A 14,990-nucleotide genomic window follows, 5' to 3' on the forward strand; every position below is an offset into this window, starting at 1 on the left:
GACTCCGAGGCGCCGTGACGGCAAGGCGCAGTCACAGCAAGGCGCCGTGACGGCAGGACCCGATCCCCCCGGCCGGGCCCTGCCATCACGCCCCGCCGCCGCCGCCCGCCGGCGCGGCGACGACGCCGAACTCGGCGCCCCACGGGTCCCGCAGCACCGGCGGCTCCTCGCGCCCCGGGCGGATCAGCCGTGCACCCAGCTCGACGGCCCGGTGCACGGTGTCCGCCGGGTCGTGGGCGCCGAGGTGGGGCAGCCACTGCGGGCGGCCCTGGTCGCTCTCCACCACCCGGGCCTGCCCGACCCCGTCCAGCTCGAACTCCCCGTCGCCGGTGAGGCGGTAGCCGAAGAGCGCGCCGTAGAACGCCTCGGCGGTGGCGGCGAGCGGCACCCGCAGCTCGTGGCCGCAGATCGCGCCCGGCTCGTCGGCGAGCACCACGCCCTCGGCGCGGTGGCCCTCCCAGAAGCCGATCGCGACGCCCGAGGGGTCGACGGCGAGGAAGAGCCGCCCGTTCGCGCCGACCGGCACCGGCGGCATCACCACCCGGCCGCCGTGCCGCCCGACCTGCGTGCAGCTGTCGTCCGCGTCCTTGGTCGCCAGGTAGGTGTTCCACACCGCGCCCGGCGGCATCCCGGCCGGTGCGGCGCCGAAGCCACCGATGATCTCCCCGCCCAGGAGGGCCAGTTGGTAGTCCGGGGACTCGGTGACGAACTCCCAGCCGAACAGCGCCGAGTAGAAGTCCCGGCTGCCGCTCAGATCGGGAGTGATGCAGTCAGCCCAGCACGGTGCACCGAGGGCATAGCGGGTACGTCGAGGCACGACTCGTCCTTCTCGTTGGTCATTGCGTGATCGATCAGGCCCGCCGCCTCCTCCGCCCCGCCCACACCGGGGAGGTGCAGGCAGTGGGTCGGCGCTCCGGCGAGCAGGCCGGCCGATCCGGCCGGCCAGGTCTGGGTCGTGAACTCCCATGGTGCCAGCCGGACTTCCTCGTCCGCACTGCGACACAGCCGGACCAGCGCCGGTGGCGCCAGCCGGGCCCGGACCGGCACGACCGGGCCGAGGCACTCCGGGCGCACCAGCAGCACCTCGCCGCCGATCGGCGAGGCCACCGTGCGCCACATCCCCTCCGGCAGCCCGGCGCCGCGCAGCCAGGCCGCGGCGGGCCCGCGCGCCTCCAGCGGGGCGAGGTAGGGCAGCACGTGGCCGCTGCGGCGGTCCAGCACCAGAAGCCGGCCGGAGACGAACTCCCAGGAGCGCTGCGCCAACGCGGCCCCCACGTTCGCCTGTTCCGAGTACGGGCCGCCGAGCAGGGCGACGGTGGCGCCGCCCTTGGCCAGCACCACGGCCGGGGCCAGGCAGAACCGGTCCTGCAGTGCGGCGAACGGCGGGACGGCGGGCGGCACGTTGCCCCAGCCCCGGAAGGCGCGGCGCAGCAACGGCGTGCCGTCGCTGCGCCGCACCAGGAAATCGCCCGGATCGCCCTTTCCGGTGATTCCGGAGAATTCCACCCGCAGCTGGTCGGGGTCCTGGGAAATCCCGGTGAGGTGAGGTCCGAAATGGAACGAGATCTCGTCGCGGTCGGCGCGGACCAGGCCGACCTCGATGCCGAAGAAGTTCAGCACAATCGGCTCGATAACCGGCACTGTCGCTCCTGACGGTTTTGTTGCACATTCAATTTGTGTGGGCGTCCGGAGCGCGACCCGCCGCGTCCGCCCCGGGTGGGGGCGGGCGGCGGCCGGCCGGTGCCCGCGGGTGGCGCACCGGTGGCGCGGACGGGTGGGGTGCGACGCGAGTCGGTTCCGCCGCCCGGCTCGGCGGCCGGGTGCGTCCACCGGGGAGTCCCGCACCGTCCGACCGCGCTGCCCGGCGGTCGGCGATCGGTGAGGAGACGTCATGTGCAGTCCGTGTCGGCGCTGTTGCCGATCACTCCCAGCGCCAGTCACCCGGCGTGTTGATGCCCGGGTCCCGGGGCTTCGCCGTGGTGGCGGGCGCCGGGTCGGTGGGGTCGCCCGGCGTGGCGGAGGGAGTGGCGGACGGCGAGGCGACGGACGCCGGACGCGCGGTCGGCGGGTGGCCGGTCGCGGCCTGCGCGGCTCCGGCCAGGACGCCGACGGCGAGGGCCGCAGTGGCGGCGGCGGTACAGGCGAACGTGCGACAGGAAAGCATGGAATCCCCCAGGACGAGCGCAGTTTCGGAAGCGGATGCCGGGCATTTCCGCAGCCGCGGCGGTCGACCGCCGGCGGGGGCGGTCCGCGGTCATCGGCGGGCCCGGCCGGGGAGCTCGCCGCCCCCCGACAACCGGAAGTCTGCTGCACGCCGAGGGGGACCGGAAGGTGTTCGGGACGGCAGGAAGATCGCCCTGGCACGATGGTGCCATTGCCATTCCATTACCTTTGCCGCGCGGGCCTCTCCGCGAGCCGCAGCGGTGGGGCTTTCGACGGTTGTCCCGGTCCGCCCGCCCTGGCATGATCAGGCGGCAACTTCCCGGTCGAAGTTGCCGGTGGAGGGGGACGGACTGCGGGGGTGGTGCGCCGATGCTGGACGGGATCGACAACGCCGCACAGGCGGTCTACCGCTTAATGCTGACGGATCATCACCTCGATGCCAAGGGGCTCGCCGAGAAGCTCGCCCTGAGCGAGGCGGAGGTCCGCGACGCGCTCGACCAGCTCGCCGACCTCCGGCTGCTCCGGCCGTCCGAGGAACTCCCGGGCGAGCTCCCGGGCGGCCTGCGGCCGGTGGACCCGAGGGTCGGACTGCCCGCCCTGCTGCGCCACTACGAGTCCGTCCAGCAGCGCACCCAGCAGGAGTTCGAGCGGCGCCAGGCGGCGATCACCAACCTGCTCGCCGAGTACCGGGACGAGTCGGCCCGGGAGGACAGCCAGCTGGAGCGGCTGATCGGGCTCGCCACCGTGCAGGCCCGGCTGGACGAGCTGATCCGCTCGGTCTCCGGCGAACTGCTCACCTTCAACCCCGGGGGAGCCCAGTCCGCCGCCTCGCTCCAGGCCAGCCGCCCGGCCAACGAGGAACTGCTCGCCCGCGGCGTGGCGATGCGGACGGTCTACCTGGACAGCGTCCGCAAGGACCGGGCCACCGTCCGGCACGCCGAGTGGCTGACCGGACTGGGCTGCGAGGTCCGGACGGTGCCCGCGCTCCCGCTGCGGATGATGGTCATCGACCGGCGGGTGGCGCTCGTCCCGATCGACCCTGCCAACACCCGCAAGGGCGCGGTGCAGATCTCCTCGCCGGGCGTGATCACCGCGCTGCTCTCGCTGTTCGAGCAGACCTGGGCCGACGCGACCCCCTTCGGCGCCCCGCGCGAGCGCGACGAGCAGGGCCTGACCCGCCAGGAGCAGGAGTTGCTGCGCCTGCTCGGTCAGGGCTACACGGACGAGGCGGCCGGAAAGCACCTCGGCCTCTCCCTGCGGACGGTGCGCCGGATGATGGCCGACCTGATGGACCGGCTCGGCGCCCGCAGCCGGTTCGAGGCGGGCCTGCTGGCCGGCCGCCGCGGCTGGCTCTGAGCCGACCGCGGCGGCCCCGGCGCCGCCCGCCGCGTCCCCCGGCACCGCCCGCCACCGGAGAGCCGTAGTGGCGTAAGTCACGTCGGAATCGGGTGGTTTCGGGTGTTCTGCCTGGTGGTTGCCCGGGTGTCGGGGGGTTTGCCCACCGACCGGAGGTCCATGACCGTGTTGGGCCAAAATATGATCGGAAGCCACGATCGTCGGTTGATGCAGACGGTCGTATGTGCAACCTGGGAACGGTTGGGGCCGTCTCTCTGTGTGCGGTGCGCCAGATCGTCCGGGGCGTCGCTTCCGTCGGTGAAAGGTACGCGCATGTCAGGTCAGCGGGACAAGGGCCCGGCCCGGGGCGGGGACGAGTCCGGTGCGCTCACGACCGGGGGCAAGAGGGGCGGCGCTGCCGTGCCGTCGCCGCGTTCCGGCGGCGGACGCGCGGAGGCCCGGCGTGCCGCCGGTCAGGGCAAGGGCGGCCGCGCCGGCGGCGGACCGGACTCCGGAGCCGGCGGACGGGCGGCGGCGCGCAAGAACGCCAAGCCGAAGAAGAACGTGAAGAAGATCGTCGCCTGGTCGGCGGCGGGCGTGCTGGTGCTGATCGCCGGGACCGGCGGCGCGATCTACTACAAGCTGAACGCCAACATCAAGTCCTTCGACGCCGACGCGATAGCCGGCGACCGCCCGCCCGAGGCGAAGGCCGACGCGGACGGCAACAAGCCGGTCAACGTGCTGCTGATCGGCTCGGACAGCCGCGGCAAGAACAACGCCGACCTCGGCGGCGGCGAGGACGGCGGCGCCCGCTCGGACACCACGATCCTGCTGCACGTCTACGCCGACCACAAGCACGCCGTCGGCATCTCGATCCCGCGCAACGCCAAGGTCCAGCTGCCGTCCTGCAAGCTGCCCAACGGCAAGTGGACCAAGGGCGGCAACACCGACCTGTTCAACGCGGCCTTCTCGACCGGCGGCAGCGACGACGGCAACCCGGCCTGCACCCAGAACACCGTGGAGAAGCTCACCGGCATCCGGGTCGACCACACCCTCGTGGTCGACTTCAACGGCTTCGCCGCGATGACCAAGGCCGTCAACGGCGTGGACATCTGCCTGCCGCAGCCGATCTACGAGGGGGACATCAACCCCAACCTGCACAAGAAGGGCGCCCTCGTCCTCCCGCAGGGCAAGCAGACCGTGGACGGCCAGAAGGCACTGGACTACGTGCGACTGCGGCACGGCATCGGCGACGGTTCGGACATCGGCCGGATGAAGCGCCAGCAGGCCTTCATGAGCTCCCTCGCCAGCAAGATCAAGAAGGACGGGATGGGCCCCACCACCCTCCTGCCGCTCGCCGACGCCGCCACCAAGTCGCTGACCGTCGACCCGGGCCTGGACTCCGCCGACAAGCTGCTCTCCTTCGGGCTGTCGATGAAGAACATCGACATGCACGACCTGAAGTTCGTGACGGCGCCCTGGCGCTACCGCACCCAGGACGCCGACCTGGACCTGGTCCAGCCGGACGCCAACAAGCTCTGGGAGACCCTCAAGGCCGACCAGACCATCGACGGCCAGAACGCCACCGGCCAGCAGCCGGACGCGTCCGGCACCAGCCCGGCCCCGCAGCAGCCCGGGCCCACCACCCCGGCCGCCCCGGCCGGGGACGCCTCCAACGCCGCGATCAAGGTGGCGGTCTACAACGGGACCACCGCCAACGGCCTGGCCGGCAAGGGCACCGAACTGCTGAAGACCGCCAAGTTCACCGCCTCCACCGCGGGCCAGGCGGCCAGCACCAAGTACAAGGTCACCACGATCGAGTACGGCACCGGGCAGAAGGCGAACGCCGAGAAGGTCGCCGCGCTGTTCCCGGGCGCCGAAATGTCCTCCGGCAGCTCGCGCGGCATCTCGGTGATCGTCGGCCAGGACTTCGCCGCCACCGCGGGAGTCGGCTCCGCCGCGCCCGCCGGGACGGCCGGCACCCCGGGCTCCCCCCCGCAGCCGCTGCCCACCACCGTCACCAACGACGCCCGCTCGGCGGACGACGACATCTGCGCCAACACCACGTACGGCAGCGGCGGCTGACCGCAGCCACCGGACGGCGGGACGACCCCCGGACCAGCGCTCCCGGAGCGCGTGGGCCCGGGGGTCGTGCCATGGTGGCCGTAGGCCCGCCACGGGCCTCGACCCAGGTCTCGAAAGGCGGAGCCCATGCCCGAGATCGCCCTGCAGTTCGACATCGCCGCGCCCCGTGAGGTCGTCCTCGCCGCGCTCACCACGCACGACGGGCTGACCTCCTGGTGGACCACCGCCGCGGACCGGGAGGAGGACGTCCTGCTGTTCGACTTCCCCGAGGTCCCCGAGCCGTTCCGGCTCCGCGTGGAGCGGGCCGACCAGGACCGGGTGGTGTGGACCAACGCCGGGGCGTTCCCGCCGCACTGGGCCGGTACCTGGATCAGCTGGGACCTCGCCGAGCAGCCCGGAGCGCCCGACCGCACCCGGCTGCTGTTCCGCCACGGGGGCTGGCAGCCGGGCAGCGAGGAGGGCGTCCCGGCGGTGGCCGGCACCTGGGCCGAACTGCTGGTCCGGCTGAAGGACTACGCGCAGAGCGGCAAGGTGCAGCCGTACTTCGTCACCGCCCGGCGCCACGACGCCCCGTGAGCCCACCGGGGCCGCCCCGTGAACCCGCCGGGGCCGCCCCGCGACACCGCGCCCAGGCCGCCCCGCGACACCGCGGTCCGGTGGCGGGATCGCGGCGGCGGGCCGATGGTGGCGGTGTACCCCCGTCGTACCGGCCACCGCCGGTCACCGCCACCGCCGGTCACCCACCGCCTCCGGGAGGCCCAGCCATGCCCGTCGTCACCGATCCGTACCCGCCCGGCACCCCCTGCTGGGTCGACCTGATGGCCGCCGACCAGCAGGCCGCGCTGGACTTCTACCGCGACCTCTTCGGCTGGCAGGGCGAGGTCGGCCCGGCCGAGTTCGGCGGCTACGCCGTGTGCGCGCTCAACGGCCGGCCGGTCGCCGGGATCATGGGGCAGGTCGTGCCCGAGGGCCAGCCCGCGCCGCCCGTCGCCTGGACCACCTACCTCGCCTCGGACGACGCCGACGAGAGCAACCGGGCCATCGCCGCGGCCGGCGGCACGATCCTCTACCAGCCGATGGACGTCGGCACGATCGGCCGGATGCTGGTCGCCGCCGACCCGACCGGTGCGGTGTTCGGCGTCTGGCAGGCCATGGACTTCATCGGCGCGGGCGTGGTCAACGAACCGGGCGCGCTGGTCTGGAACGAGCTCAACACCGCCGACGGCGACACGGCCGGCCGCTTCTACCGCGCGGCGCTCGGGCTGCGCCCGGCCACCATCCAGGGCATGGACGGCTACTTCTCGCTCAACGTCGCCGACCGCACGGTGGGCGGCATGCAGGCGATCCCCGGCTACCTCGCCCCGGGCACCCCCTCGCACTGGATGACGTACTTCTCGGTGGACGACACCGACTCCACGGTGGACGCCCTGGTCAAGGCGGGCGGCTCGGTGATCCAGCCGCCGTTCGACATGCAGGCCGGGCGGATGGCCGTCGTCCGGGATCCGCAGGGCGCGGTATTCGCCGTCGTCCAGGCGGCCCAGGCGCAACTGCCCGACTCCCCGTAGCCGCCCGCGGCACGGCCGGGCATCCGGAAGCCGCCCTTCCCGCGACGCGCCGCCGGGAAATGGGCGGCTTCCCCCCGTTCCCGGGTAAGACTGCACCCATGCTGGGGCTACCGGACGACATCCGCGCTTTCCTCTTCGACCTCGACGGAGTGCTCACCCAGACCGCGAAGGTGCACGCCGCGGCCTGGAAGGACACCTTCGACGCCTTCCTGCGCGCCGAAGCCGCCCGTACCGGCGGGCCGTTCGTCCCCTTCGACGCCGTCGTCGACTACGACACCTACGTGGACGGCCGCCCGCGCCTCGACGGCACCCGGGCCTTCCTGCACAGCCGGCACGTCGACCTGCCCGAGGGCACCCCCGACGACCCTCCCAACTCCCGTACCGTCCAAGGGATCAGCCGGGCCAAGAACGACACCGTGCTGCGGATGATCCGCGAACAGGGCGTCCAGCCGTACGACGGCTCGGTCGCCTACGTGCACCGGCTGCGCGCGGCCGGGCTGCCCAGCGCGGTGGTCTCCTCCAGCGCCAACTGCCGCGACGTGCTGCGGGCGGCGGGCATCGAGGACCTGTTCGACGTGATCGTGGACGGCAACGTCGCCAAGGCCGAGGGCCTGCCCGGCAAGCCCGCCCCCGACACCTATCTGTACGCCGCCCGCGCGCTCGGCGTCGAGCCGGTGCACGCCGCCGTCTTCGAGGACGCGCTCGCCGGGGTCGCCTCCGGCCGGGCCGGCGGCTTCGGCGCGGTGGTCGGCGTGAACCGCACCGGACAGGCCGCCGAACTGCGCTACGACGGCGCCACCGTGGTCGTCGACGACCTCGCCGAGCTCCTGGGGGACGAGGCATGAGCGGGCGCGGCGAGGCGACGGCCCCGGGCGGGCGCGGCGAGGCGGGGCCCCTGGGTGGCCGCAGGGAGGCGGCGGCATGAGTCCCTCCGACAACTTCGCGATCGATCCCTGGCAGATCACCGAACAGGGCCTGGACCTGGCCTCGATGGCCCGCGCCGAGTCCGTCTTCGCGCTCTCCAACGGGCACATCGGCCTGCGCGCCAACCTGGACGAGGGCGAGCCGCACGGCCTGCCCGGCACCTACCTCAACGGCGTCTTCGAGCTGCGTCCGCTGCCCTACGGCGAGGGCGGCTACGGCTACCCGGAGTCCAGCCAGAGCGTCATCAACGTGACCAACGGCAAGATCATCCGGCTGCTGGTGGACGACGAGCCCTTCGACCTGCGGTACGGCGAACTCGTCAGCCACAAGCGCTGGTTGGACTTCCGCGAGGGCCTGCTGCACCGCGAGGCCGAGTGGACGTCCCCGGCCGGGCGGACGATCCGGGTGCACTCCTCCCGGCTGGTCTCGCTCACCCAGCGCGCCATCGCGGCCGTCGAGTACGCCGTCGAGGCGGTGGACGGCCCGGTGCGGATCGTGCTGCAGTCCGAGCTGGTCGCCAACGAGCAGCTGCCCGGCGGCCCCGAGGGCGACCCGCGCGCCGCGGCCGTCCTGGAGGCGCCGCTGCAGCCCGAGGTGCACCACGCCGGGGGCACCAAGGCCGTCCTGGTGCACCGCACCCGCTACAGCGGCATCCGGGTCGCGGCCGGCATGGACCACATCATCGAGGGCCCGGAGAAGTCCGACACCGTCGCCGAGGCCGAGGCCGACCACTGCCGGATCAGCGTCACCACCGTGCTCAAGCCCGGACAGCGGCTGCGGCTGACCAAGTTCATGTCCTACGGCTGGTCCGGCACCCGCTCGCTGCCCGCCGTCCGGGACCAGGTGGAGGCCGCGCTCACCGCCGCCCGGTACACCGGCTGGGACGGCCTGGTCGCCGAACAGAACGCGTTCCTGCGCGAGTTCTGGGAGACCAGCGACATCGAGATCGAGGGCGACGTCGAACTCCAGCAGGCCGTCCGGTTCGCCATCTTCCACGTCCTGCAGGCCGGCGCCCGCAGCGAGGAACGGGCCATCCCCGCCAAGGGGTTGACCGGCCCCGGCTACGACGGGCACAGCTTCTGGGACACCGAGACCTTCGTCCTGCCCGTGCTGACCTACTGCCTGCCCGCCGCCGTCAACCAGGCCCTGCGCTGGCGGCACACCACCCTCCCGCTGGCCCGCGAACGCGCGGCCCAACTCGGCCTGTCCGGCGCGGTGTTCCCGTGGCGGACGATCCGCGGCGAGGAGTGCTCCGGGTACTGGCCGGCCGGCACCGCGGCCTTCCACATCGGCGCCGACATCGCGGCCGCCGTCGCCCGCTACGTCCGGGCCACCGGGGACGAGGAGTTCGAGCGCGAGTACGGGCTCGAACTCCTCGTGGAGACCGCCCGGATGTGGCGCTCGCTCGGCCACCACGACGTCGCCGGGAAGTTCCGGATCGAGGGCGTCACCGGCCCCGACGAGTACAGCGCCGTCGCGGACAACAACGTCTTCACCAACCTGATGGCGCAGACGAACCTGCGCGCCGCCGCCGAGGCCGCCGTCCGCCACCCGCGCGAAGCCGCCGCCCTCGGCGTCGACACCGAGGAGACCGCCGCCTGGCGGGACGCCGCCGCGGCGATGTACATCCCGTACGACGAGGACCTCGGCGTCCACCCGCAGGCCGACGGCTTCACCCACCACCAGGTCTGGGACTTCGAGAACACCCCGCCCGAGAAGTACCCGCTGCTGCTGCACTTCCCGTACTTCGACCTGTACCGCAAGCAGGTGGTCAAGCAGGCCGACCTGGTGCTCGCCATGCAGGTCCGCGGCGACGCCTTCACCGACGAGCAGAAGGCCCGCAACTTCGCCTACTACGAGCGCCTCACCGTCCGCGACTCCTCGCTCTCCGCCTGCACCCAGGCGGTCATCGCCGCCGAGGTCGGCCAGCTCGACCTCGCGTACGACTACACCGCCGAAGCCGCCCTGATGGACCTGCACGACCTCGGCGGCAACACCGGCGACGGCCTGCACATGGCCTCGCTCGCCGGGGCCTGCATCGCCCTGGTGGCCGGGTTCGGCGGGCTGCGCGACCACAGCGAGACGCTGTCCTTCCGCCCCCGGCTGCCGTCCGGGCTGATGCGGCTCAGCTTCTCGCTGCTGGTGCGCGGACACCTGCTCGACGTCCGGATCAGCCACGAGGAGACGACGTACACCCTGCGCCGCGGCGACGTGCTCCACCTGCGGCACGACGGGGAGGCGGTCCAGCTCAAGTCCGGGAAGCCCGTCACCCTGCCCACCACCGCCCCGCCCGCGCAGGAGCGCTTCGCCCAGCCGCCCGGCCGCGAACCCGCCCGCCGCCAGCCCCAGGCGGGCCTCGCCGCGGGCAAGCTCGGCCAGCACGACCACCTGGGGGGGGGGGGGCGGGCGGGGGGGGGGGGGGGGGGGGGGGGGGGGGGCCCCCCCCCCCCCCCCCCCCCCCCCACCCCGCGGCGTCCGCACCCGCGCGCGCTCACCCGTCCGGCCCACCCCGGCTGCGCCGCCCCGCCGCCCGTCGGAGTGTGCAGGTGCCTGTGAGAACCGGCGCCCCAGTGAAGGAGTGCACCCGTGGCGAGCGTGGCCGAACAGATGGTGGAGGTGCTCCGGCAGGCCGGGGTGGAGCGGGTCTACGGCGTCGTCGGGGACAGCCTCAACCCGGTCGTGGACGCGATCCGCCGGGCCGAGGGCATCGGCTGGGTGCACGTGCGCAACGAGGAGGCCGGGGCCTTCGCGGCCGCCGCCGAGGCCGAACTCACCGGCCGGCTCGCCGTGTGCGCGGGCTCCTGCGGCCCCGGCAACACCCACCTGATCCAGGGCCTCTACGACGCCCAGCGCAGCGGCCTGCCCGTCCTCGCGCTCGCCTCGCACATCCCGTCCGGCCAGATCGGCACCGGCTTCTTCCAGGAGACCCACCCCGAGCGGGTGTTCACCGACTGCAGCAGCTGGTGCGAGCTGCTCTCCGCCCCCGCCCAGCTGCCCCGGCTGCTGCGGATCGCCGTCCAGCACGCGCTCGGCGCGCACGGCGTCTCGGTGCTCGCCTTCCCCGGGGACGTCGCCGCTCTGCCCGCCGCCGGCCCCACCGGCACCAGCCACTTCCTCACCGAGCAGGCCGTCGCCGCGCCGCCGTGGTCGCAGGTGCAGGAGCTGGCCCGGCTGCTCAACGAGGCGCGCAAGGTGGTGCTGTTCTGCGGCGCCGGGGTGCGCGGTGCGCACGCCGAGGTGATGGAGGCGGCGCAGGCCCTGAACGCGCCGATCGGCCACTCCCTGCGCGGCAAGGAGTGGATCCAGTACGACAACCCGTACGACGTCGGCATGAGCGGCCTGCTCGGCTACGGCGCCTGCCACGAGGCGCTGCACTCCGCCGACCTGGTGCTGCTGCTCGGCACCGACTTCCCGTACGACTCCTTCCTGCCGCAGGCGCACACCGTCCAGGTCGACCACGACGCGACCCGCCTCGGCCGGCGCACCGCGCTCGACCTGGCCGTCCACGGCGACGTCGCCGCCACCCTGCGGGCCGTGCTGCCGCTGCTGGAGGCCAAGGGCGACCGCGCCTTCCTGGACGGCATGCTGCGCAAGCACGCCCGGTCGCTGGAGGACGTGGTCGGCGCCTACACCCGGGACATCGAGAAGCACCTGCCGATCCACCCCGAGTACGTCGCCGCCGTCCTCGACGACGTCGCCGCGCAGGACGCGGTGTTCACCGTCGACACCGGCATGAACAACGTCTGGGCCGCCCGCTACCTGCAGCCCAACGGCCACCGGCGGGTGATCGGCTCCTTCCTCCACGGCTCGATGGCCAACGCCCTCCCGCACGCCATCGGCGCCCAGCTCGCCAACCCCGGACGCCAGGTGATCGCGATGGCCGGCGACGGCGGCCTCGGCATGCTGCTCGGCGAGCTGCTCACCGTGGCCAAGCACCGGCTGCCGGTGAAGACGGTGGTGTTCAACAACGGCGCGCTCGGCATGATCAAGCTGGAGATGCTGGTCTCCGGGTACCCCGAGTCGGAGATCGACAACGGGGACGTGGACTACGCGGGGATCGCCCGGGCGATGGGGATCCCGGCCAAGCGGGTGACCGAGCCGGCCCGGGTGCGGGAGGTGCTGGCCGAGGCGCTGGAGCGACCGGGACCGGCCCTGGTCGACGTCGTCACCGACCCCAACGCGCTGTCCGTCCCGCCGCACATCACCGCCGCCCAGCTGAAGGGCTTCGCGCTGGCGGCCGGGCGGACGGTGCTCTCGGGCGGGGTCGGACGCATGATCGACCTGGCCCGGAGCAACCTGCGGAACATCCCGCGGCCGTGAGGCGGGGAAGGGCCCGCGGGTCCCGGTCGTGAGCCCCCACTCCGGGGCTTTTGCCTCTGAGGCAAGATTCTTGCCCGACCGGCACGCCGGGTGTCCACTGGGTACATGACCACCAGCTCCACCGGCGCCCCCGCCGCAGGCGACCAGCTCGACGACCAGGAGGTCGTCGGCCTCGCCGCCCGCCTCCGCGAGCACCGGCTCAGCAGCCGCCTCACCCTGGAGGTCGCCGCCGCGCGGATCGGACTGTCCCCAGCGTATCTGTCCCGGCTGGAAACCGGCCGCCGCCAGCCCTCGCTGCCCGTCCTGCTCGGCCTCGCCCGCGCCTACGGCACCTCGGTGTCCGGCCTGCTCGGCGAGACCATGGCCGAACCGGACCCGGTGGTCCGCGGCGGCGCCATAGAGCCCGGCCGGGCCGGCGGCTGGGGCTACCGCCGGGCCGGCGCCCCCGGCCGCGCCATGCAGGCCCTGCGCGTGCAGGTCCCGCCGGGCGTCCAGGACGCGGTGGTCCGGGTCCACCCCGGCGAGGAGTGGCTGTACATCCTGCGCGGCGAACTCCGGCTCACCCTCGGCGACCGCGTCCACCACCTCCGCGTGGGCGACTCCGCCCACTACGACTCGCTCACCCCGCACTGCATCGCCGCCGAGTCCGAGAACGGCGTCGAACTGCTCTTCATCCACACCCTGCTGCAGAGCCCCGGCGGCGAACTCTGCCTCGGCGGCGGCCCCGCCGCGACCCACTGACCTGCCGTCAGAACCATCCGGAGGAGATCACCATGGCCGATCCCACCACCACCGCCACCACCGCCCCAGCCCCCCTGGTCGGCGCGGCCGACACCCCGACCGGCCCGAAGACCATGGACGCCGGGAAGTGGGCCAACAAGCGGGTCTACCTGCGCCTGGTGATCTACACCGCCGGCATCCACGTCTTCGCCGGCTTCATCATGCTCCTGTTCGAACTCGGCAGCCGCAACAAGTAGGCGCCCCTCCGCCGTCCGCCCGCCTCCACCCCCGAGGGAGGCGGGCGGAACGCCGTCCGGCCGACCTGCCGGTGCCGCCCGACAGTTCGCGAGCACCCCGCCGCCCCGCGCCGCGCAGCAACTCGCAGCGAGCCTGCACCGCGCCCCGCCCTTTCCTCTTCCCCTCCTCACGCCCTGCGCAGCAGCTCGCAGAGGGCCTGCACCGCCGCCGGGAAGGCGTGCTCCGGTGGCGTGGCGTAGCCGATGACGAGGGAGGGCGGTGCGTCGGTGGGGTCCGGGGTGGCGCGGTGCCAGGCGAGGCCGTTGAGGGAGATGCCGGCGGCCTGGGCGCGGCTGAGGAGTTCGGGTTCCGGGGTGGAGCCGGGCGGGAGCTGGAGGACGGCGTGCAGGCCGGCCGCGATCCCGGTGACCCGGACGTGCGGGGCGTGTTCGGCGAGCGCGGCGACCAGGTGGTCGCGGCGGCGCCGGTAGTGCAGGCGGCAGCGCCGTACGTGCCGGTCGTACGTGCCGGAGGTGATCAGCTCCGCCAGCGTCAGCTGGTCGAGCACCGGGGACATCGTGTCGGCCAGGACCTTCAGCCGGGCGACCGGTTCGACCAGGGCGTCCGGCAGGGCCAGCCAGGCCAGCCGCAGGCCGGGCGCGAGGCTCTTGGCGGCCGTTCCGGCGTACACCACGCGTTCGGGGTCGAGCGCCTGCATGGCGCCCAGCGGCTGCCGGTCGTAGCGGAACTCACCGTCGTAGTCGTCCTCGACGACGTACCCGTCCTGTTCGCGCGCCCACCGCACCGCTTCCGCCCGTCGTTCGGCGGAGAGCGGGGCGCCGGTGGGGAACTGGTGGGCCGGGGTGAGCAGGACGGCGCCGGGGCGTGCGTCGAGCCGGTCGACCCGGGCGCCCTCCTCGTCCAGCGGCAGCGGGGCGAGGGTGAGTCCGGCGGCCCGGGCGACGTCGTGCTGCGGTGGCAGCCCGTACTCCTCTACCGCGAGCGTGCGGGTGCCGCGTTCCCGCAGGGCGGTGCAGAGCAGGCCGAGGCCCTGGGTGACGCCGGTGCAGACGAGCAGGTGGTCGGGGTCGGTGCGGACGCCGCGGACCCGGGCCAGGTAGTGGGTGAGGGCCTGCCGCAGTTCGATCCGGCCGAGCGGGCTGCCGTAGTCGAGGGCCTCGTGCGGTGCGGTGGCGAGGGCGCGGCGGGCGGCGGCGAGCCAGGCGGTGCGGGGGAAGAGCGAGAGGTCGGGCCGTCCGGACATCAGGTCGTGCCGGGCGGCCCGTCGCTGCGGAACCCGGCGGGCCGGGGCCCGCCTGCCGTGGGCGGGGGCCTCGGGTACGGCCCGCCGGGCGACGGTGGTGCCGGAGCCCTGGCGGGAGTGGAGCCAGCCCTCCGCGGTGAGCTGGCCGTACGCCTCGACGACGGTGTTGCGGGCGATCCCGAGGTCCTCGCCGAGGGCCCGGGAGGAGGGCAGCCGGGTGCCGGGCGCGAGCCGCCCGTCCTGGACGGCCTCGCGCAGGGCGTCCTCCAGGGCGGCCCGCAGCCCGGTCCCGGCGGCGCGCCGCTCGGTGAGGTCGAGGTGCAGGTCGCCGCCGAAGGAGGTCCAGGAGCTGGTCACGGGCCCATTCTCGCGCGGAG

Annotated in this window: 13 protein-coding genes; 9 read left to right on the forward strand and 4 right to left on the reverse strand. The window is 73.9% G+C overall.

Annotated features, from left to right (window positions below; all coding sequences use genetic code 11):
- Positions 1-85 precede the first annotated feature (85 nt).
- The 3 genes from ACIRST_RS30050 to ACIRST_RS30060 all read right to left on the reverse strand — a co-directional run bounded on the left by ACIRST_RS30050 (position 86) and on the right by ACIRST_RS30060 (position 2,164).
- A complete protein-coding gene (locus ACIRST_RS30050; RefSeq protein WP_402805900.1) occupies positions 86-817 on the reverse strand; it encodes a VOC family protein in 732 nt (243 codons plus the stop codon).
- Entirely contained in the window at positions 751-1,620 is an 870-nt protein-coding gene (locus ACIRST_RS30055) for a hypothetical protein (RefSeq protein WP_350525414.1), read from the reverse strand. The genes ACIRST_RS30050 and ACIRST_RS30055 overlap by 67 nt, the downstream gene beginning before the upstream one ends.
- A gap of 301 nt (positions 1,621-1,921) precedes the next feature.
- A complete protein-coding gene (locus tag ACIRST_RS30060; RefSeq protein ID WP_402805903.1) occupies positions 1,922-2,164 on the reverse strand; it encodes a hypothetical protein in 243 nt (80 codons plus the stop codon).
- Positions 2,165-2,532: 368 nt separating this feature from the next.
- On the opposite strand from ACIRST_RS30060, the gene ACIRST_RS30065 reads away from it, so the two are divergent.
- The 9 genes from ACIRST_RS30065 (at position 2,533) to ACIRST_RS30105 (ending at position 13,369) form a co-directional block, all read left to right on the forward strand.
- Positions 2,533-3,519, forward strand: coding sequence for a LuxR C-terminal-related transcriptional regulator (locus ACIRST_RS30065; protein ID WP_350525412.1), 987 nt, complete (start codon positions 2,533-2,535; stop codon positions 3,517-3,519).
- A gap of 312 nt (positions 3,520-3,831) precedes the next feature.
- A complete protein-coding gene (locus tag ACIRST_RS30070) occupies positions 3,832-5,583 on the forward strand; it encodes an LCP family protein (protein WP_350525411.1) in 1,752 nt (583 codons plus the stop codon).
- 126 nt (positions 5,584-5,709) lie between these two features.
- Positions 5,710-6,159 carry an SRPBCC domain-containing protein gene (locus ACIRST_RS30075; RefSeq protein WP_402805906.1) on the forward strand — a complete coding sequence of 150 codons (450 nt, stop codon included), beginning with the start codon at positions 5,710-5,712 and terminating at the stop codon, positions 6,157-6,159.
- Between the two features lie 188 nt (positions 6,160-6,347).
- Complete coding sequence (locus ACIRST_RS30080; protein WP_402805909.1) at positions 6,348-7,148, forward strand: VOC family protein; 801 nt, start codon at positions 6,348-6,350, stop codon at positions 7,146-7,148.
- 98 nt (positions 7,149-7,246) lie between these two features.
- Positions 7,247-7,993, forward strand: a complete 747-nt coding sequence (locus tag ACIRST_RS30085; RefSeq protein WP_402805911.1) for an HAD family hydrolase — start codon at positions 7,247-7,249, stop codon at positions 7,991-7,993.
- A 76-nt stretch (positions 7,994-8,069) separates the two neighbouring features.
- Positions 8,070-10,628 carry a glycoside hydrolase family 65 protein gene (locus ACIRST_RS30090; protein ID WP_402805913.1) on the forward strand — a complete coding sequence of 853 codons (2,559 nt, stop codon included), beginning with the start codon at positions 8,070-8,072 and terminating at the stop codon, positions 10,626-10,628.
- Positions 10,629-10,658: 30 nt separating this feature from the next.
- On the forward strand, positions 10,659-12,392 hold the full coding sequence (locus ACIRST_RS30095; protein WP_402805914.1) for a pyruvate dehydrogenase: 1,734 nt from the start codon (positions 10,659-10,661) through the stop codon (positions 12,390-12,392).
- 105 nt (positions 12,393-12,497) lie between these two features.
- Positions 12,498-13,133, forward strand: coding sequence for an XRE family transcriptional regulator (locus tag ACIRST_RS30100; protein WP_350525405.1), 636 nt, complete (start codon positions 12,498-12,500; stop codon positions 13,131-13,133).
- A 32-nt stretch (positions 13,134-13,165) separates the two neighbouring features.
- The gene (locus ACIRST_RS30105) at positions 13,166-13,369 is read left to right on the forward strand and encodes a DUF6126 family protein (protein ID WP_350525404.1); all 204 of its coding nucleotides are present in this window, start codon (positions 13,166-13,168) and stop codon (positions 13,367-13,369) included.
- A gap of 167 nt (positions 13,370-13,536) precedes the next feature.
- Here the strand turns inward: ACIRST_RS30105 and ACIRST_RS30110 are convergent, their stop codons facing one another.
- Positions 13,537-14,970, reverse strand: coding sequence for a PLP-dependent aminotransferase family protein (locus ACIRST_RS30110; RefSeq protein ID WP_402805918.1), 1,434 nt, complete (start codon positions 14,968-14,970; stop codon positions 13,537-13,539).
- Between the last annotated feature and the right edge of the window lie 20 nt (positions 14,971-14,990).

Source organism: Kitasatospora sp. NPDC101447 (assembly GCF_044767225.1).
GTDB lineage: Bacteria > Actinomycetota > Actinomycetes > Streptomycetales > Streptomycetaceae > Kitasatospora.